Origin of the sequence: Pseudomonas sp. BS3767 (genome assembly GCF_900099665.1) — a bacterium.
Taxonomy (GTDB): Bacteria; Pseudomonadota; Gammaproteobacteria; order Pseudomonadales; family Pseudomonadaceae; genus Aquipseudomonas; species Aquipseudomonas cerasi.
Genome location: NZ_FNCX01000002.1, coordinates 571,517 through 589,077 on the forward strand (window position 1 = coordinate 571,517; position 17,561 = coordinate 589,077).

The 17,561-nt window shown below is 56.9% G+C and carries 16 protein-coding genes and 1 other RNA gene; 8 read left to right on the plus strand and 9 right to left on the minus strand.

Going from position 1 to position 17,561, the window contains the following annotated elements; genetic code table 11:
* Nucleotides 1–111 precede the first annotated feature (111 nt).
* The 5 genes from carA to grpE form a co-directional block, all read right to left on the minus strand.
* Entirely contained in the window at nt 112–1,248 is a 1,137-nt protein-coding gene (gene carA / locus BLR16_RS07120) for a glutamine-hydrolyzing carbamoyl-phosphate synthase small subunit (protein WP_074805108.1), read from the minus strand.
* Nucleotides 1,249–1,464: 216 nt separating this feature from the next.
* Complete coding sequence (gene dapB / locus BLR16_RS07125; protein ID WP_003431540.1) at nt 1,465–2,268, minus strand: 4-hydroxy-tetrahydrodipicolinate reductase; 804 nt, start codon at nt 2,266–2,268, stop codon at nt 1,465–1,467.
* 21 nt (nt 2,269–2,289) lie between these two features.
* Nucleotides 2,290–3,432, minus strand: coding sequence for a molecular chaperone DnaJ (gene dnaJ / locus BLR16_RS07130; RefSeq protein WP_092194180.1), 1,143 nt, complete (start codon nt 3,430–3,432; stop codon nt 2,290–2,292).
* 326 nt (nt 3,433–3,758) lie between these two features.
* A complete protein-coding gene (gene dnaK / locus BLR16_RS07135; RefSeq protein ID WP_003431542.1) occupies nt 3,759–5,675 on the minus strand; it encodes a molecular chaperone DnaK in 1,917 nt (638 codons plus the stop codon).
* A 111-nt stretch (nt 5,676–5,786) separates the two neighbouring features.
* Nucleotides 5,787–6,350, minus strand: coding sequence for a nucleotide exchange factor GrpE (gene grpE / locus BLR16_RS07140; protein WP_003313642.1), 564 nt, complete (start codon nt 6,348–6,350; stop codon nt 5,787–5,789).
* Between the two features lie 270 nt (nt 6,351–6,620).
* Here grpE and recN point away from each other — a divergent pair, with 270 nt between their 5' ends.
* Complete coding sequence (gene recN / locus BLR16_RS07145; RefSeq protein WP_003431547.1) at nt 6,621–8,294, plus strand: DNA repair protein RecN; 1,674 nt, start codon at nt 6,621–6,623, stop codon at nt 8,292–8,294.
* Between the two features lie 44 nt (nt 8,295–8,338).
* Here the strand turns inward: recN and fur are convergent, their stop codons facing one another.
* Complete coding sequence (gene fur, locus BLR16_RS07150) at nt 8,339–8,746, minus strand: ferric iron uptake transcriptional regulator (RefSeq protein WP_003313643.1); 408 nt, start codon at nt 8,744–8,746, stop codon at nt 8,339–8,341.
* A gap of 98 nt (nt 8,747–8,844) precedes the next feature.
* Between fur and bamE the strand changes: the two genes are divergently transcribed.
* Nucleotides 8,845–9,366 (plus strand): outer membrane protein assembly factor BamE, encoded by a 522-nt coding sequence (gene bamE / locus BLR16_RS07155; RefSeq protein ID WP_003431549.1) that lies wholly within the window; start codon nt 8,845–8,847, stop codon nt 9,364–9,366.
* Nucleotides 9,367–9,430: 64 nt separating this feature from the next.
* On the opposite strand, the gene BLR16_RS07160 is transcribed toward bamE, so the two are convergent.
* From BLR16_RS07160 to BLR16_RS07170, 3 genes are read right to left on the minus strand one after another with little or no spacing between them, the layout of a single operon-like run.
* Nucleotides 9,431–9,745 carry an RnfH family protein gene (locus BLR16_RS07160; RefSeq protein ID WP_054082028.1) on the minus strand — a complete coding sequence of 105 codons (315 nt, stop codon included), beginning with the start codon at nt 9,743–9,745 and terminating at the stop codon, nt 9,431–9,433.
* The gene (locus BLR16_RS07165) at nt 9,738–10,172 is read right to left on the minus strand and encodes a type II toxin-antitoxin system RatA family toxin (protein WP_003431552.1); all 435 of its coding nucleotides are present in this window, start codon (nt 10,170–10,172) and stop codon (nt 9,738–9,740) included. The genes BLR16_RS07160 and BLR16_RS07165 overlap by 8 nt, the downstream gene beginning before the upstream one ends.
* Nucleotides 10,173–10,179: 7 nt before the next feature.
* Nucleotides 10,180–11,583 carry a sodium-dependent transporter gene (locus BLR16_RS07170; protein ID WP_092194208.1) on the minus strand — a complete coding sequence of 468 codons (1,404 nt, stop codon included), beginning with the start codon at nt 11,581–11,583 and terminating at the stop codon, nt 10,180–10,182.
* 113 nt (nt 11,584–11,696) lie between these two features.
* On the opposite strand from BLR16_RS07170, the gene smpB reads away from it, so the two are divergent.
* From smpB to BLR16_RS07200, 6 genes are all read left to right on the plus strand, one after another.
* Nucleotides 11,697–12,179 (plus strand): SsrA-binding protein SmpB, encoded by a 483-nt coding sequence (gene smpB, locus BLR16_RS07175; protein ID WP_003313649.1) that lies wholly within the window; start codon nt 11,697–11,699, stop codon nt 12,177–12,179.
* Between the two features lie 307 nt (nt 12,180–12,486).
* On the plus strand, nt 12,487–12,771 hold the full coding sequence (locus tag BLR16_RS07180; RefSeq protein WP_003364180.1) for a hypothetical protein: 285 nt from the start codon (nt 12,487–12,489) through the stop codon (nt 12,769–12,771).
* 110 nt (nt 12,772–12,881) lie between these two features.
* Nucleotides 12,882–13,273, plus strand: a transfer-messenger RNA (tmRNA) gene (gene ssrA, locus BLR16_RS07185).
* Between the two features lie 112 nt (nt 13,274–13,385).
* Nucleotides 13,386–15,251, plus strand: a complete 1,866-nt coding sequence (locus BLR16_RS07190) for a site-specific integrase (RefSeq protein ID WP_074805403.1) — start codon at nt 13,386–13,388, stop codon at nt 15,249–15,251.
* A gap of 101 nt (nt 15,252–15,352) precedes the next feature.
* The gene (locus BLR16_RS07195; protein ID WP_046719003.1) at nt 15,353–16,171 is read left to right on the plus strand and encodes a DUF2971 domain-containing protein; all 819 of its coding nucleotides are present in this window, start codon (nt 15,353–15,355) and stop codon (nt 16,169–16,171) included.
* Nucleotides 16,172–16,344: 173 nt separating this feature from the next.
* On the plus strand, nt 16,345–16,968 hold the full coding sequence (locus BLR16_RS07200; RefSeq protein ID WP_046719002.1) for a recombinase family protein: 624 nt from the start codon (nt 16,345–16,347) through the stop codon (nt 16,966–16,968).
* Nucleotides 16,969–17,561: the final 593 nt, after the last annotated feature.

Here is a 17,561-nt window from a genome sequence, read left to right on the forward strand (position 1 = left end):
AGTCGGCAAGCCGTCTTGAACATTTGTCTGAGGTGGCCTGGGCGGCAGCGACCGGACATTGAGTCCGGGGCCGCCCTGGGCACCTGCGTATTACCGTCTCAAGGCAACCAGTCAGCGGCGCTTGGCCATGGCTTCGATAAAGCGATCGAACAAAGGCGCGACGTCGTTCGGGCCCGGGCTCGCTTCAGGGTGACCCTGGAAGCTGAATGCGCTCTTGTCGGTCAGCTCGATACCCTGCAGGGTGCCGTCGAACAGCGACTTGTGAATGGCGCGAACGTTGCTCGGCAGGGTCGCCTCATCCACCGCAAAACCGTGGTTCTGGCTGGTGATCATGACCACACCGGTGTCCAGATCCTGGACCGGATGGTTGGCACCGTGGTGGCCGTGGCCCATCTTCACGGTCTTGGCACCCGCGGCCAGCGCCAGCAACTGGTGGCCCAGGCAGATGCCGAACACCGGAATGTCGGTTTCCAGCACTTCCCTGATCGCCTTGATGGCGTAATCGCACGGCTCCGGATCACCTGGGCCGTTGGACAGGAAAACGCCGTCCGGCTTGTAGGCGAGCACTTCACTGGCAGGCAGTTGTGCAGGCACCACGGTTACGCGGCAACCGCGCTCGACCAGCATGCGCAGGATGTTGACCTTGACGCCGTAATCGTAGGCGACCACATGATAAGGCAGCTCGGACGCGGCGATTTCAGGGTGGCTGTCGGTTTTCAGATCCCAGACGCTGGAGCGCCACTCGTAGGTATCCTTGGTGCAGACTTCCTTGGCCAGATCCATGCCCTTGAGGCCCGGAAAGCTGCGAGCAGCGGCAATGGCCGCCTCTTCGGTGATGTTATCACCGGCCAGGATGCAGCCGTTCTGGGCGCCTTTCTCACGCAGGATGCGGGTCAGGCGACGCGTGTCGATGCCAGCGATGGCAACGACGTTGTTGGCTTTCAGGTAATCACCGAGGGACAGCTTGTTACGCCAGTTGCTGGCTACCAGAGGCAGGTCGCGAATGACCAGGCCGGCGGACCAGACGCGATCCGACTCTGCGTCTTCAGGGGTGGTGCCGGTGTTGCCGATATGCGGGTAAGTCAGGGTAACGATCTGCTGGGCGTAGGAAGGATCGGTAAGAATTTCCTGATAGCCTGTCATTGCGGTGTTAAACACCACCTCACCAACGGTCTGACCGTCGGCTCCAATGGCTTCGCCGCGAAAAATGCTGCCATCAGCAAGGGCGAGTATGGCTGGCTTAGTCAAGAAGACCTCCCGTAAATAAAACCTGAAAGGGCGATCGCAGGCTGCAAAAAAGCGGAATGACGTAGTTACGTCACCCCGCTTTCTTATGGAATCATCTGCGCGCTTTTAGTGGACACACTAAAGCTGTAGCTTACAGAAAAGGCCCATTTTGGTCTACCACCAATGAGCCTGAAATGCGGGGAAATGCGACAGGGCCACGAATGGCCCTGTATGAAATCAATGCAGACCCAACACATCCTGCATGTCATAAAGCCCAGGTGCCTTGCCGTCGAGCCACATTGCAGCCCGAACGGCACCCTTGGCGAAGGTCATGCGACTGGATGCCTTGTGCGTGATCTCGACCCGCTCACCGTCCGCGGCGAACAGCACGGTGTGATCACCCACCACGTCACCGGCACGAATGGTCGCAAACCCGATGGTCTGGCGATCACGCGCACCGGTCTGCCCCTCACGACCGTAGACCGCAACCTTTTCCAGATCACGACCCAGCGCATTGGCAACCACTTCACCCATGCGCAAGGCGGTGCCGGACGGCGCGTCGACCTTGTGCCGATGGTGCGCCTCGGTGATTTCGATATCAACCTCATCACCCAGAACGCGCGCAGCGGTGTCGAGCAGCTTCAGACACAGATTCACACCGACGCTGAAGTTGGCAGCAAAGACGATCGGAATGTCTTTACCCGCCTCTTCCAGACGCAGCTTTTCTTCCGCACTGAAACCGGTGGTACCGATAATCATCGCCTTGCCCGCCTTGCGACAGAACGCCAGATTTTTCAGCGTCACCGAAGGATGAGTGAAGTCGATCAAAACGTCGAACTCGTCCGCCACCTTTGCCAGATCACCCGACAGCGGCACGCCGATACGACCCAGCGCAGCCAGTTCGCCCGCATCAGCGCCCACAAGCGTGCTGTCAGGACGATCAATAGCAGCGGTCAAGCCGGCGCCCGGTGCCTGCTGAACCGCCTCGATCAAGGTCTTGCCCATACGCCCGGCGGCGCCTACTACAGCAATACGTCGCATGCCCTGCTCCCGTTGATAGCCTTACAGATCGCCGAAGAAACGCTTCACACCCTCAAACCAGCCACTGGCTTTCGGGGAGTGAGACTCGTCGTTTTCAAGCGAGGTGCGGAACTCTTCAAGCAGCTCGCGCTGGCGCTTGCTCAGGTTGACCGGGGTTTCGACTGCAACACGGCACATCAAGTCACCGGCACCGCCGCCACGCACCGGAGCGACGCCCTTGCCACGCAAGCGGAACTGCTTGCCGGTCTGGGTACCTTCGGGGATTTTCAGCTTGACGCGACCGTCGAGCGTCGGCACTTCAAGCTCGCCGCCCAGCGCTGCATCGGTGAAGCTGATAGGCACTTCGCAGAACAGGTGCTTGCCGTCACGCTGGAAGATCGCGTGTTCGCGCACATTGATCACGACATACAGGTCGCCGGCAGGGCCACCCTGGGTACCCGCCTCGCCTTCGCCAGACAGACGAATGCGGTCACCGGTATCGACACCTGGCGGCACTTTGACGGAAAGCGTCTTGGACTCTTCGACGCGGCCTTCGCCATGGCAGGAATCGCACGGATCGGAAATGATCTTGCCGTGGCCGTGGCAGCGCGGGCAGGTTTGCTGCACAGAGAAGAAACCCTGCTGCATGCGCACCTGACCAATACCACCGCACGTAGGGCATGTGACAGGCGAAGAACCCTTCTTGGCACCGCTGCCGTCGCATGGCTTGCAGTTGACCAGCGTCGGAACGCGGATATTCACGTTAGTACCGCGAACTGCCTCCTCCAGATTCAGCTCCAGCGTATAGCGCAGGTCGCTGCCGCGCTGAGCGCCGCCACGACCACCGCCGCCACCGGCACGGCCGCCGCCAAAGAAGTCGCTGAACACATCGCCGAAGATATCGGAGAAGTTGGCGCCACCGGCACCGCCACCAAAACCACCGCCGCCACCCATGCTCGGGTCGACACCGGCATGGCCATACTGATCGTAGGCCGCGCGTTTGCTGGCGTCGGAAAGCACTTCGTAGGCCTCGTTGGCCTCTTTGAACAGCTCTTCCGATGCTTTGTCATCAGGGTTGCGGTCAGGGTGATGCTTCATCGCCAGACGGCGATAAGCCTTCTTCAGGTCCGCCTCGCTGGAGCCTCGCTCCACTCCCAACACTTCGTAATAATCACGCTTTGCCATAATTCTTCCGCACTCTTGAGGACGTTCGGCGAAAGCTCTCCTGAGCCACACCAAACTCGTTGAGCCCCATACAGGCCCGGACCCAACTCACGTCGATTCAACGATCCTGGTCTTCGTTCAGAGCCAGATGCATCCGGCCGAGAAAGCGGCAGAATGATTCGCCACGCAGGAGCGTCGCGATCTTGCCACGTGGCTTGCGGAGCAACTCCGCACGCCGAAATTTTTGCTTGTTCCAGACACGCCAACGCGGGAGCAAGCTCCCGCGCGGCGACATCCTACCAGTCAGCGCTCGAAAGAGGTCAACCGGCTTTCAAGTGAGCCTGCGCTTACTTGTGGTCTTTTACTTCTTCAAACTCGGCGTCGACAACATCGTCAGCCTTGGCAGTTTCTTCAGCTGGCTTGGCCGCAGCGTCCGGGTTTTCAGCCTGCTCGGCGTACATCTTCTGAGCGATTGGCGCGGAAACCTTGGACAGCTCTTCAACCTTGGCTTCAATGGCGGCCTTGTCGTCGCCTTTGATAGCGGCTTCCAGAGCAACCAGTGCAGCTTCTACCGCAGTCTTCTCTTCAGCAGTGACCTTGTCACCCGCGTCAGCGATCATCTTGCGAGTCGAGTGGACCAGCGCATCACCCTGGTTACGGGCAGAGGCCAGCTCTTCGAACTTGCGATCTTCTTCGGAGTTGACTTCAGCATCACGAACCATCTGCTGAATTTCTTCCTCGGACAGACCGGAGTTGGCCTTGATCACGATGGACTGCTGCTTGCCGGTGGCCTTGTCTTTCGCGCCAACGTGCAGGATGCCGTTTGCGTCGATGTCGAAGGTCACTTCGATCTGTGGCACGCCACGTGGAGCAGGTGGAATCTCGGCCAGGTCGAACTTGCCCAGCGACTTGTTCTGACCGGCTTGCTTACGCTCGCCCTGCAGGACGTGGATGGTTACCGCGTTCTGGTTGTCATCGGCAGTCGAGAACACCTGGGATTTCTTGGTAGGAATCGTGGTGTTTTTCTCGATCAGCGCAGTCATCACGCCGCCCATGGTTTCGATACCCAGGGTCAGCGGGCTGACGTCCAGCAGCAGAACGTCTTTGACATCACCAGCCAATACTGCGCCCTGAATGGCAGCACCCATGGCAACGGCTTCGTCAGGGTTGACGTCTTTACGTGCTTCTTTGCCGAAGAACTCGGTCACCAGCTTCTGCACCAGCGGCATACGCGTCTGACCACCGACCAGAATCACGTCGTTGATCTTGCTGATATCGATACCCGCGTCTTTCAACGCCATGCGGCAAGGCTCGATGGTGCGCTGAACCAGGTCTTCAACCAGCGATTCCAGCTTGGAGCGGGAGATCTTCACTACCAGGTGCTTAGGACCAGTTGCGTCTGCAGTGATGTACGGCAGATTGACTTCGGTCTGGGTGCTGGAAGAAAGCTCGATCTTGGCTTTTTCGGCAGCTTCTTTCAGACGCTGCATCGCCAGCGGATCACCCTTGAGGTTCATGCCGCTTTCTTTCTTGAATTCGTCGACGAAGTAGTCGATCAGACGAATGTCGAAGTCTTCACCACCCAGGAACGTGTCGCCGTTGGTGGCCAACACTTCGAACTGGTGCTCGCCATCGACTTCAGCGATCTCGATGACCGAAACGTCGAAGGTACCGCCACCCAGGTCATAAACGATGACAGTGTGGTCGCCCTTGGCCTTATCCATACCGTAAGCCAGTGCAGCTGCGGTAGGTTCGTTGATGATGCGCTTGACGTCCAGACCGGCGATACGGCCAGCGTCCTTGGTAGCCTGACGCTGACTGTCGTTGAAGTAGGCCGGAACGGTAATGACCGCTTCGGTAACCGCTTCACCGAGATAGTCTTCGGCAGTCTTCTTCATTTTCTTCAGGATTTCAGCGGAGATCTGAGGAGGCGCCATTTTCTGGCCATTCACTTCAACCCAGGCATCACCGTTGTCAGCCTTGACGATCTTGTAAGGGACCATCTGGATGTCTTTCTGAACGACTTCCTCTTCGAACTTGCGACCGATCAGACGCTTTACCGCATAGAGGGTGTTGTGCGGGTTAGTGACCGCCTGACGCTTGGCGGACTGACCGACCAGGATCTCACCATCATTTGCATAAGCAATGATCGAAGGTGTAGTACGAGTACCTTCGGCGTTCTCGATAACCTTGACGTTACCGTTTTCCAGAATGGAGACGCAGGAGTTGGTAGTCCCCAGGTCGATACCGATAATTCTGCCCATCTTTGACTCTCCCGAAACTTGCAAAACTTGGATTGGGTTGCCGCCAGTGCGTTTACACCGTGCGGTAGCTCTTAAACGCTTGACCTTTAAATGGGGGCCTTACAGCTGATTTCAAGCCTGCTCGTTGATTGACGGCGTTGCAGGCGACGGTGCCTTGCTGACCACGACCATGGCCGGGCGCAACAGGCGACCATTAAGCTGATAACCCTTCTGAAATACCTTGAGCACCGTATTGGGCTCAACGTCGGCACTTTCCTGCATGGCCATAGCCTGGTGCTGGTCGGCACTGAACGGTTGACCGTGTGGATCGATGGCTTCCAACTGATAACGCTTGAGGGTGTCCTGGAACATCTTCAAGGTCAGCTCGATGCCTTCACGCATCGGGCGAATGCTTTCATCGTCCGGACTGGACAGATCAAGGCCTCGCTCCAGACTGTCGATGATCGGCAACAGATCACCGGCAAATTTTTCCAGCGCAAACTTGTGCGCCTTTTCAACATCCTGTTCGGCACGGCGGCGGACATTCTGCAGATCCGCAGCCACGCGAAGGGATTGGTCCTGCGCAGCAGCCAGTTGCTCTTCGAGCACCTGCACGCGAGTTGTCAGTTCATCACCCGCGCCCGCTTCGGCAGCCTGATCCTGCGCCTGCGCATCCAGATTCTGTTCGTCAGCCATACATGTTCTCCTCTAAAGACGTCCGCGATCCCGATTCGCGCTTCTGCCCACCTATATGGGATCGGATTTTCCGGCTTCAAGGGTTTCATGTGATCGAGATACGCATTCCCTGACAAATAATCCGGATTCCAGCCCACCAAAAAATGGCGACTTGACACAAGAGGGACTAAAAACCACCACAGACCGATCAAATCGAGCTAAGCAAGGGCATTGTCAGCCACAAATAAAACACTGTATAAATAACCAGACAAACAGCCCGGGAGCCGCTCAATGCTGGTGCACCTTTCCGTACACAACTACGCCATCGTCGAACACCTTGACCTTGAACTGGATCGAGGCATGAGCGTCATCACCGGCGAAACCGGCGCGGGCAAGTCGATCATGCTCGACGCCCTCGGCCTGACCCTGGGCGACCGTGCCGACAGCGGCGTGGTCCGGCCAGGCGCCGACAAGGCCGACATCCTGGCCACGTTCGACCTGGGCGACATTCCCGAGGCACAGACCTGGCTCAAAGAGCGCGACCTGGACAACGACGGCCCCTGCATCCTGCGCCGGGTCATCACGGCCGAAGGCCGGTCACGCGCTTATATCAATGGCTCGCCCTGCCCTCAGGGCGACCTTAAAGCGCTGGGCGAATTGCTCATCGATATTCACAGCCAGCATGAGCACCAGTCGCTGCTCAAGACCGATACCCATCGACGCCTGCTCGACGAATACGCGGGTGCGACCGATCTGGCCCGTCAGGTCCATCTCGCTGCACAGCGCTGGCGGCAGACGCGGCAGGAGCTCGAACGCCTCTCCAACTCGGGTGACGAGCAACGCGCACGGCATCAGTTGCTGAGCTATCAGCTCGAAGAACTGGAAAGCCTGAGCCTGGGTGAAAACGAGCTTGAACAGCTCGAACAGGAACACAAGGACCTGACCAACGCCGAAAGCCTGCTGAGCATTTGCCGACAAGTGGTCGAGCAGTGCAGCGAAAGCGATTCCGGCAACGTACTCAATGCCCTGACCGCCAGCCTGCATCGTCTTGGCAGCGTCGACCATTCACCCTCCGCCCTCAGCGAGGCCACAGGGCTGCTGTCCAGCGCGCAGATACAGGTAGAAGAAGCGGTAGGCGAACTGAATCGTTTTCTGGATCACTTCGATGCCGATCCGGCCAGGCTGCAACAGCTTGAAGAACGTCTCGATGCCATTTACACACTGGCGCGCAAACACCGCATCCAGCCGGGCGAAGTCGCGACACTGCAACAAAAGCTGCTGGATGAAATAGAAACACTGAATGCCAACGACGAATCCATCGAACGGCTGGAGCATGAAGTGCAGGCATTTGCCAGGCACTATCAGGATAAAGCCCGCGAGCTGAGCGACCTGCGCCACAATTCGGCGACGAAACTGGCCAGCGCTGTAGAACAGGAAATTCATCGTCTGGGCATGCCCGGCGGCCGCTTCCAGATCGACCTCAAAGCCAACGCCAGCGTAGAACCCTCGCCTCACGGCCTGGAGCAGGTAGAGCTACTGGTCAGCGCCAACCCCGGCCAGCCATTGAAAGCGCTGGCGAAAGTCGCGTCGGGTGGCGAACTGTCGCGCATCAGCCTGGCGATTCAGGTCATCACCGCACAAACTTCGCGGGTGCCGACACTGGTATTCGACGAAGTGGATGTGGGGATTGGCGGGCCGACCGCCGAGATCGTGGGGCAACTGCTGCGTCGCCTGGGCGAGCGCGGCCAGGTCATGACCGTCACTCACCTGCCGCAGGTCGCGGCGCAGGGCCATCAGCACCTGTTCGTGCACAAGGTGCGGGACAACGACGCAACGCGCACCGCCGTGTCCAAGCTCAGCAAGACTGAACGTATAGAGGAAGTCGCCCGAATGCTGGGCGGCATCGACCTGACCAAGGAATCTCTGGCGCACGCCAAAAAGATGGTCGTTACGGCTAAAAGCTGAGCCATAGAAAGCACAAAGGCGACCGCGGTCGCCCCTGTTGCTGATTACGCCTTCTTGTTGCGGACGTAGAGCACCAGATTGTGGTCCACCAGGTCAAAGCCGTGTCTTTCGACGATGGCTTTCTGAAGCTTCTCGATTTCTTCGTCGAAGAATTCGATCACCTCACCCGACTCCACGTTGACCATGTGGTCGTGGTGGCCGCCATCAGCCAGCTCGAATACCGCATGACCGCCATCGAAATTGTGGCGCACCACCAGTCCAGCGGACTCGAACTGAGTCAGAACACGGTAAACCGTGGCCAGACCGACGTCCTCGCTGGCCTCCATCAGAGCCTTGTAGACATCCTCGGCACTCATGTGGCGTTGCTCTGCAGAATCGAGCATTTGCAGTATTTTGACCCGCGGTAAGGTTACCTTGAGTCCTACTTTACGTAGTTCGTTATTTTCAACCATGGTCAGCTTTCTCGCAGACGCTGCTTCGCAGCTTCTCTTAATGCAGGTATGATCGGAGTTTACGTTGTCCCAGCCAAGATAGTGGAAGTCGCCCACCGATGCAAAACACCAAGCTCTTGCTAACCAGTTTCACCTTCGTGGGACTGCTCGCACTCGCCGGTTGTTCATTCCCCGGGGTTTACAAAATCGACATCCAGCAGGGTAATGTCGTCACGCAGGACATGATAGACCAGTTACGCCCCGGAATGACCCGGCGGCAAGTACGGTTTATCATGGGCAACCCCCTGTTGACCGACACTTTCCACTCCGATCGGTGGGATTACCTGTACAGCCTGCAACCAGGTGGCGGTGAACGCCAGCAGGAGCGTGTCAGCCTTATATTCAACGGCAATGACCAGCTCGTGAGCCTGTCTGGCGACTTCATGCCCGGCGTCAGCCGCGATGAAGCCATTCTCGGCAAGGGCAGCGACACCACTGTCCCGGCAGAGAACCAGCCAGTGCAGCAGCCTGAAGAACCGGCCAAGCCAGGTTCATTGCTGGATACAATCCAGAAGGACGTGGACAGCGTCGAGACCGTACCGGTCCCGACCCAGGAGCCGCTGGACACCAACACCCGGTAGTCCAAAGCGCCCAACAAAAAGCCCGGCATGCCGGGCTTTTTTGTGCCTTCCATTCAGCCAGCGTTCAGCCGGGAGGCGTTCTTTTCTCACGCGCCTTGGCGGCACGCAGACGTCTGATCTCCATGGGGTCGGCCACCAGCGGGCGATAAATCTCTATCCGCTCACCCGCCTCGAGCACCCGCGCAGCAGGATCAGCCACCACTTTGCCGAAGATACCCACGGCACACTGACCAAGATCCAGCTCGGGAAACTCCTTGTCCATACCGCTGAGTGCCAGCGCCTGACGTACCGAAGATCCGGCCGGGACATCAATCGTCTTCAATGCCTGGCGCTGTACAGAGGCGTAGACCACCTCTATCTGAATCGATGCGTCAGCCATGCAGCTCTTTCGCTCGCTGGCAGAACGCATCCACCAGCGTGTTGGCTGCCTGATTGAACAGTGGCCCTAGTGTGGCGCGAACGAGGGTGCCGGCATAATCGAAGGACAGATCCAGACTGATCTTGCAGGCTTTCTCGCCCAGCGGCTTGAACGTCCAGACGCCGTGAAACTGTTCGAAAGGCCCTTCGACCAGGTCCATCACGATCGACTCGCCGGGAACCAGCGTGTTGCGCGTCATGAACTTCTGGCTCAAACCGCCCTTGGCGATCTCCAGGCTGGCGCGCATCTGCGCCTCACTGGCTTCAACCACGGTAGCGGACGAACACCACGGCAGGAACTCGGGATAACGAGCCACATCATTGACCAGGTCATAAAGGAACCCGGCCGGGTAAGGCAGTAAAGCAGAGCGTTGTATATGCGTAGTCATGTGAGCGTCATTTCCAGAGCTGAGCGGCAAACACCACAAGAATGCCGAGCGGCGCCACGTAGCGCATCAAAAAGTACGTCAGGTTGAAGAGCAGCGGACTGCGAATCGACAATTCGTCGCGCACTGTCTCACGGCCCATCACCCAACCAGCGAATACTACAAAACACAACCCACCCAGCGGCAACATGATCCGCGAAGTGAAGAAATCAATGACTCCGAAGAAGTCCAGGCCAGTCGATGCGCCCCATTGATAGAGGTGGAATGCGCCTCCATCGTTCACGAAAAACTTGGCTTTTTGCCAGATATTGAACGAGAACACGGTGCCGAGGCCCACAAACCAGCAGGTAAAGGCCAGCCAGAACGTCACCCAGGCGCGGCGAATACGGGTGCGCTCGACCAAGTAGGCGACCATTGGCTCTAGCAACGAAATCGCCGAGCTCCAGGCTGCGACGGCCACCAGCACGAAGAACACGATGCCCATCAATTGGCCGAATGCGACGTTGCCGAACGCGTAAGGCAGCGTGACGAACATAAGGCCCGGCCCCTCGCTGGGGTTCAGGCCCGCAGCAAACACGATCGGGAACAGCGCAAGGCCGGCCAACAGCGAAACGAAGGTATCGAGCAACGCGATACCGACGACCGTGCTGCTGATCGACGCACCTTTGGTCATGTACGCGCCATAAACCATGATCGAGCCGACACCGACGCTCAGGGAAAAGAACGCATGACCCATCGCGGGCAGCAAGCCATCCAGCACCTTCTCCGGGTTGAAGTCGAACATGAAATGCACGCCTTCCATGAAATGCCCCGTGGTCAGGCTATAGCCCAACAGCGCGAGCATCAGCAGGAACAGCATCGGCATCATGATGCGCAGGCTTTTCTCCAGCCCGGCCTCGACACCCTTGCCGATCACCACCGCCGACAGCAGCATGAAAATGGTGTGCCACAGAATCAGACGCCATGGGTCGGCAATCACCGCGCCGAAATACGCACCGACCTGATCCGGCGACACGCCTTGAAAGTCGCCGCGCCCCATGTCGATGATGTAATCCAGCGACCAGCCGCCCACCACACTATAAAAGGAGAGAATCAGCAGCGCCGTGATCATCCCGGCAAACGCACCCCAGGACCAGCGCGGCGAATGCCCGGCTTCCTGCGCCAGCGTCTTGAGCGCATTCGCAGGACTGAGCCGGGAACGACGGCCAATCAGCGTCTCGGCGATCATGACCGGAATACCGATCAGCGCGATGCACGCCAGAAAAACCAGTACAAATGCACCGTCGCCATAGGCACCGACCATGTACGGAAATTTCCAGATACTGCCCAGCCCCACAGCAGAGCCGGTAGCAGCCAGGATGAACACCCAGCGACTTGCCCAGCTACCGTGGACCGAAACCTTGTCCGTCGACATTATCGAAACGCCCAGCCAAAAAAGATCGCGCATTGTCCGGGATTCAACCTTTGTGCTCAAGCACGCGCTTTCCCGTAGCCGACATTGATGCAACTGCCTATAATGCGCCCCCTATGGCTAAGCTCAAGAAACACCCTACAGGGACCATCGCGCAAAATAAGAAAGCGCGTCACGATTACTTCATCGAACACAAGTTCGAGGCCGGTCTGGTCCTGTCTGGCTGGGAAGTAAAAAGCCTGCGTGCCACCAAGGTACAGCTGGTCGACAGTTATGTGCTGCTCAAGGATGGCGAGGCCTGGCTGATGGGTTGCCACATCACGCCTCTCAAGACTGCCAGCACGCACGTCATCGCTGACCCGACACGCACCCGCAAACTGCTGCTGAACAAGCGCGAGCTCGAAAAGCTCACCAGCTCGGTTCAGCAGAAAGGCTATGCCTGCGTAGCCCTTTCCGTTTACTGGAAGGAGCACCTGGTGAAGTGCGAAATTGCGCTGGGTAAAGGCAAGAAGGAATACGACAAGCGCCACACCGAACGTGAACGCGATTCGGACCGTGAGCTGCAGCGTGCCGTGCGCTCCAAAGGCAAGGAAGACTAGCCCCTGGCGCTGGCGTGTGCCAAATGTCCTGACCCGGACATTTGGCACTTCGTATCCACCCCTTTATCCCCACCCCCCTCTCCACTCCCCCGCTTCAACCCGTTCGATACCCCAAAGCGAAGATCGCCTCATTTTGGTGCTTGAATGCGCAATGTGGCTATTTCGCAGTATTCCGAAAATAAAATAGAACGCCTGCGTCACACCACAGTCAATCCTTTAGGCCCAACTGTTAAACGGGCTTTCAAACCCTCGGGCGACGGCCTCAAATACCGGCCATACCGAGTCCACAGGTTATAAGGAGACACACATGAAGCGTACCGCCCTCACTGGATTGTTCCTCAGCGCCGCCCTGTTGGCTTCGCCGGTTTTTGCCGCCGATGATTTGTGCGCTGCAAACATCAAGACCATCGAAAACGCCAACACCTCGTCCAGCACTAACCTGAGTCCCGAAAACAAGACCATGCTCGAGACCACTGTGAAGAACGCCAAAGCGGCCCAAGCGCAGAATGACGAGAAAAAATGCGTTGAGATCACCACCAAGACCATCACTTCCCTGAAAAACACCGGTTCGGGCAGCGAAGGCACCAAGTAAACCTTCGAGCAGGCCAGCCACTCAGGCTGGCCTGAACGATTGCAGCAGACGGGTCGACGTGCCACGCCAATTGGCGTACACTGCGCCCCAGCGATTGCGAAAGCAGTCTCGGGGCCGATTTGGATTCGACGCCGGTGATGAAACTTTAGGTGCATGCCGAGTTGGTAACAGAACTCGTAAATCCACTGTTGCAACTTTCTATAGTTGCCAATGACGAAACCTACGGGGAATACGCTCTCGCCGCGTAAGCGGTGCTAGCCTTCCTTCTGGTAGCTTCGGCTCCAGCAATCATCAGGGGATGCCTGTAAACCCGAAATGATTGTCATATAGAACAGGATCGTCGCCTAGTACGTTGTGGACGAAGCGACTAAAACTTACACAACTCGCCCAAAGCACCCTGCCCGTCGGGTCGCTGAGGGTTAACTTAATAGACACGGCTAAGCATGTAGTACCGACAGCGGAGTACTGGCGGACGGGGGTTCAAATCCCCCCGGCTCCACCATATCCTTACACAGCGCCCCGTTTTCGGGGCGTTGTGCTGTCAGAAGCTAGCATTTTTAGCTAGTGCGCCACCAAGGCGTGACACTCTGGTGAGGCATCAACCGGTGCTCATCATGAAACTCCTCCCCTCCTACCTATCGCTCAACCGTCACGGAACTTACTATTTCCGGATGGTCATTCCGGCACCCGTTCGCAAACTGCTCCAGGGTAAACGCGAGATTCGCCGATCACTTAAGACTGACAGCCAGAGGCTAGCCGTGAAGCGTGCTAGGCAGCATGCTGTGCGCTTAGAATCAGTTTTTGATCGAGTATTGAGCATGACGGCACAAGACGACTACGAGCCCTCAGAGGAGGACTGGAAGCTGTTTGACGAACTCACCGGCGAAAATCAGCACGGGGTATGGGGCGAAGCCGAATTGCGGCCGCAGGACCCTCCAGAGCCTAAGCTGTCCAATGCTGAAATTGAGACCCGTCAGCGGAGAAGCGAAGTCGAACGCCTGTTGGCTGGCGCTTATCACAGGCCTATCCCGCCGGAACAAGAGCCGCTCGCACGCAGGTTGCTTGAGTTATCAGCCCCCTACCAGCCTACTGAACTCCGCACAGTGCTACCCCGGTTGCGGGATGAGCTAGTGCTTCAAAATATAGCCCTCGACTCCCAAGCGCCCACTTTGAAGGATGCTGTATGTCCCGCCCCGGACAAGGCACATTGGACGCTGTATGAGGTTTGGCAACACCAACTTGCCCGCGACAGAGCCGACAGCTCTTCAAAGGGCGGACAAGCCAACCACGGCGGCACGTTGGAGGAACGAGAGAGACGCGCCCGAGTAATGACTGTTTTAACTAACCACAGGCCGGTCATGTCGCTAACGAAACACGACTGGCAGGACGCCTATGACGCTGCTCGCAAAATGAGAAGTGGCGCCACCGCCTCGATAGCACCGACGCCCACTCCGCTTGTTGAGCTTCTGACAGATGACCCGGAGCTCAGGACAGGTCATGAGCGCGTGGGCGCACTCGTTACATCAATGAAGCAGATCCAAGAACATGCCCGGTTTCTCGACTTAACTACTGTCAGAGCAGACGACCTTATCATCAAGCCCATCGAGAAGAGGGTGACCCCACGAAGCCGGGACGGTGTTCCGTTCTCAGCAAAAGACTCAGAAACAATTTTCTCTGGATACATCTATCAAGGGGCATTGCCTGCGAATAGGACGAAGGCATACCCCTATTGGTTCTGGCTTCCCCTAGTGGGTTATTTCACCGGCGCACGAACCAACGAGATAGCTCAGCTCGACACCGCAGACGTCAAAAATATTGATGGGCATGCATGCATTGACTTCTGCGCTGACGATCAAAATGCCTTTGAGGCGAAACGAATCAAGACGGGTGAGGCGCGGCTCGTGCCGATTCATCCACGCCTGATAGAAATCGGTTTCCTTGATTACGTGGATGAGCAGCGACATAACAAGCAGAAAAAACTTTTCGGTGATGGCCTGACATATCTACAGTCCCGAGAAAGCAACACTGCGCACAACAAGGAAGGGTGGGCTAAAGCAGCAGGTAAATTCTTCAACGAGAGTCCCAATGGATACTTGGTCACCATTGGCGTCCACCTTCCAAACGATGGGAAAAGCCTTTACTCGTTCAGGCATACGTTGGAGACAAATTTACGCAACGCTAGGCGTGACGGCAAACCAGTGGACCAGAGCATTATTGATTCAATCACTGGACACGCCCCTGAAACAGTTGCGAGCAAACATTATGATGGCGGAGCCACGATGGATCAGAAGCTCGCCGCGCTTATGCATCTTCCTATCCCAGCGGCGGTTAAATGCCTCACTAGCTACAAGGCAGATTTTGTGGATCGATTTGGCGAGACCCTGACGAAAGGTATCACTAGTCACCGGCTGAAACGTCCGCGTACCATCTATGCGACGGCTAGAGATCAATCTATGCTCCTGACAGCAACGCTACGCTAGCGGTCCTACATGGCCATGCCTTCAATGGACCGGCTGCGGAGGCGGGCTGGGTCTCATCTCACTCGTACGACTCTGAATCGACCTCGCAGGGAATTGCACCGATGCTGCATCACTACACGACAGTGAACACGTTGGCTTTGATACTTAGGCACCAGACTTTACGCTTCACTCGTTTAGACCAGTTTGATGACATAACCGAAGGCCGGTCGCTGGGCCCATATCCTCTCGGGGCGCGGATGTTTGCAAGCTGCTGGTCAGCCGCCGACGAGGAAAGCATTCCGCAGTGGGCGATGTACGGAGACTCAATGCGGGGTGTTCGCCTTTCCCTCCGCTCTGACCCTTTCACCTGGCGTCCAATCGATATTAGGTGGCACGAGAATTTTCAATTTCTCGATCTTGAAGCGCCGTACAGTATTGAAGAGATGCTCGCCGCCAACATAACGCTACTTCCTACGCCTCAGATGAGACAAACATTCGGTCAACCAGTCAACTACGTGCCGGACGTATCCGCTGCGATTGGGCGATTCGCTACCGTATCCAGTGAAAACGAAATCACACTCCATGGTGAAGGCACCGAGATCGCATTCTTGAAGTCTGACTCATGGGCGTTTCAGCAGGAGCATCGGTTCGTAATGGTCGCAGCGCCGGGCCCCACGGAGCCGTACACCGGCGACGCATCTGCATATATTGAATCCAGGAAAATCTGGCATCGAAAGGGCGTCGATCCCATAAGAGGAATCCCTAGTCCTCTTCACGTTGACCTGAAGCTCGATCACAAAGCGCTGACGAATGCGGAAATTTTGGTAGGACCTCTAGCGCCGCCAGGCACGATGGAGATCGTTGAATCGCTAATCGCGCGCTTCGCAGTAGGTGCAGTCGTGCGTGAAAGCAATCTCAGAGGCATGATCCGCCCGAAGTAACGTTACACGAGCGCAAACCACTCGAAAGACACCCTTCGAATCACTATCAATAAAGTAGACAGGTTTGATAGTCAGCCGACCATTTGTCGCCATCTATCAAATAACTATAGTTAATAGCTATATGATCATATTATCATAGACCTATCAAATCGTAGTCTAACGGATAAACGCTAATGCTCGCCCATCTCTACCTCCGCGCATCGACCAAAGATCAAGACGCCAACAGAGCGAAAGCTGCACTCGAAGCCTTTGCCACAGAGAAAGGGCTCACCATCGCGGGCATCTACGCGGAGAACATCAGCGGGACTAAGCTTGATCGCCCTCAGTTGCTCGCCATGCTCGAAGCAGCAGCACCCGGTGACATCTGTCTATGTGAATCCGTAGACAGGCTTACTCGCCTCTCTCAGTCGGATTGGAGATCGCTGAAAGCTACGATTGAAGCTAAGGGCTTGCGGCTGGTCATCGCTGACCTACCAACCAGCCACTTACTTGTACAGGACAGCGGTATCACCGGCCAGATCATGGAAGTGGTCAACGGCATGCTGATCGATCTTATGGCAACAATGGCTCGTCTCGATCAAGAAAAACGCGTGGAGCGTATCCGCCAAGGTATCCAGAACAAGCAGGCCGCTAACCCTGACTGGAAGCCTACTGGCAAGAGCAAGGACGCGGCCAAGTGGAAGAAGGTTGAAAGCATCCTCGCAAAACATCCGCAGGCGTCTGCTGAAGAGGTCGCCAAGATGGCCGAGTGCGGCGTTGCGACTGTGTACCGCATCAAGCGGGCGCTGATCGCCTGAGCTAGCCGTAAGGTCCCCTAGCCCGCCTCGTGCGGGCTTTGTGCTTCTTGGCATGTGTCAGCGTCCACGGACGAATTTTGTCCGGAGTCGGTAGCGTGAATTTCAGGCGCATGGATCAAGAAACCACGACTTTGAGCCAGCCCAATCTTCCAGTGATAAATGTCGAAAAAACGCTTGCAAATCAACAGACTACCTGAAATCAAACGCTAGACGCTAAGCATTCAACGCCTTATCATCAACCCACTGCTCAATAGAAGCAGATTAACCATTAAACAGACGAGAGACTCACTCATGAACCGCTGCCAATACCCTAAACGAAGGATACGCCCCGATGAGTACCGTAGAAGAAAACGCTCGTGATTTCCTCAGCAACTCACTCAGCTCATACCGCCGACTAGCGCAACATCTGAACAACAGCAATCCCAGAACCGACGGGGTTCGCTGGACGAAAGATTCCGCCTACCATCTTTGCCGTAAGAATGGCATCCGTTCGCCTAGACCGTGTAGGAACCAACCTGCTGCTGCGATCACCCAACGCAAACACACACGCCAAGCCATCGCTGAGGCTCTTACAGAAGCACTCAGAGCGTCCG

Bases quoted from the DNA above. Each gene is read 5' to 3' on its own strand.
- smpB (WP_003313649.1), top strand. From the start codon at position 11,697: ATGGCTAAGCTCAAGAAACACCCTACAGGGACCATCGCGCAAAATAAG.
- BLR16_RS07190 (WP_074805403.1), top strand. From the start codon at position 13,386: ATGAAACTCCTCCCCTCCTACCTATCGCTCAACCGTCACGGAACTTAC.
- fur (WP_003313643.1), bottom strand. From the start codon at position 8,746: ATGGTTGAAAATAACGAACTACGTAAAGTAGGACTCAAGGTAACCTTA.
- dnaK (WP_003431542.1), bottom strand. From the start codon at position 5,675: ATGGGCAGAATTATCGGTATCGACCTGGGGACTACCAACTCCTGCGTC.
- BLR16_RS07170 (WP_092194208.1), bottom strand. From the start codon at position 11,583: ATGTCGACGGACAAGGTTTCGGTCCACGGTAGCTGGGCAAGTCGCTGG.
- BLR16_RS07195 (WP_046719003.1), top strand. From the start codon at position 15,353: ATGCTGCATCACTACACGACAGTGAACACGTTGGCTTTGATACTTAGG.
- BLR16_RS07200 (WP_046719002.1), top strand. From the start codon at position 16,345: ATGCTCGCCCATCTCTACCTCCGCGCATCGACCAAAGATCAAGACGCC.
- dnaJ (WP_092194180.1), bottom strand. From the start codon at position 3,432: ATGGCAAAGCGTGATTATTACGAAGTGTTGGGAGTGGAGCGAGGCTCC.
- bamE (WP_003431549.1), top strand. From the start codon at position 8,845: ATGCAAAACACCAAGCTCTTGCTAACCAGTTTCACCTTCGTGGGACTG.
- grpE (WP_003313642.1), bottom strand. From the start codon at position 6,350: ATGGCTGACGAACAGAATCTGGATGCGCAGGCGCAGGATCAGGCTGCC.
- BLR16_RS07165 (WP_003431552.1), bottom strand. From the start codon at position 10,172: ATGACTACGCATATACAACGCTCTGCTTTACTGCCTTACCCGGCCGGG.
- BLR16_RS07180 (WP_003364180.1), top strand. From the start codon at position 12,487: ATGAAGCGTACCGCCCTCACTGGATTGTTCCTCAGCGCCGCCCTGTTG.
- dapB (WP_003431540.1), bottom strand. From the start codon at position 2,268: ATGCGACGTATTGCTGTAGTAGGCGCCGCCGGGCGTATGGGCAAGACC.
- recN (WP_003431547.1), top strand. From the start codon at position 6,621: ATGCTGGTGCACCTTTCCGTACACAACTACGCCATCGTCGAACACCTT.
- BLR16_RS07160 (WP_054082028.1), bottom strand. From the start codon at position 9,745: ATGGCTGACGCATCGATTCAGATAGAGGTGGTCTACGCCTCTGTACAG.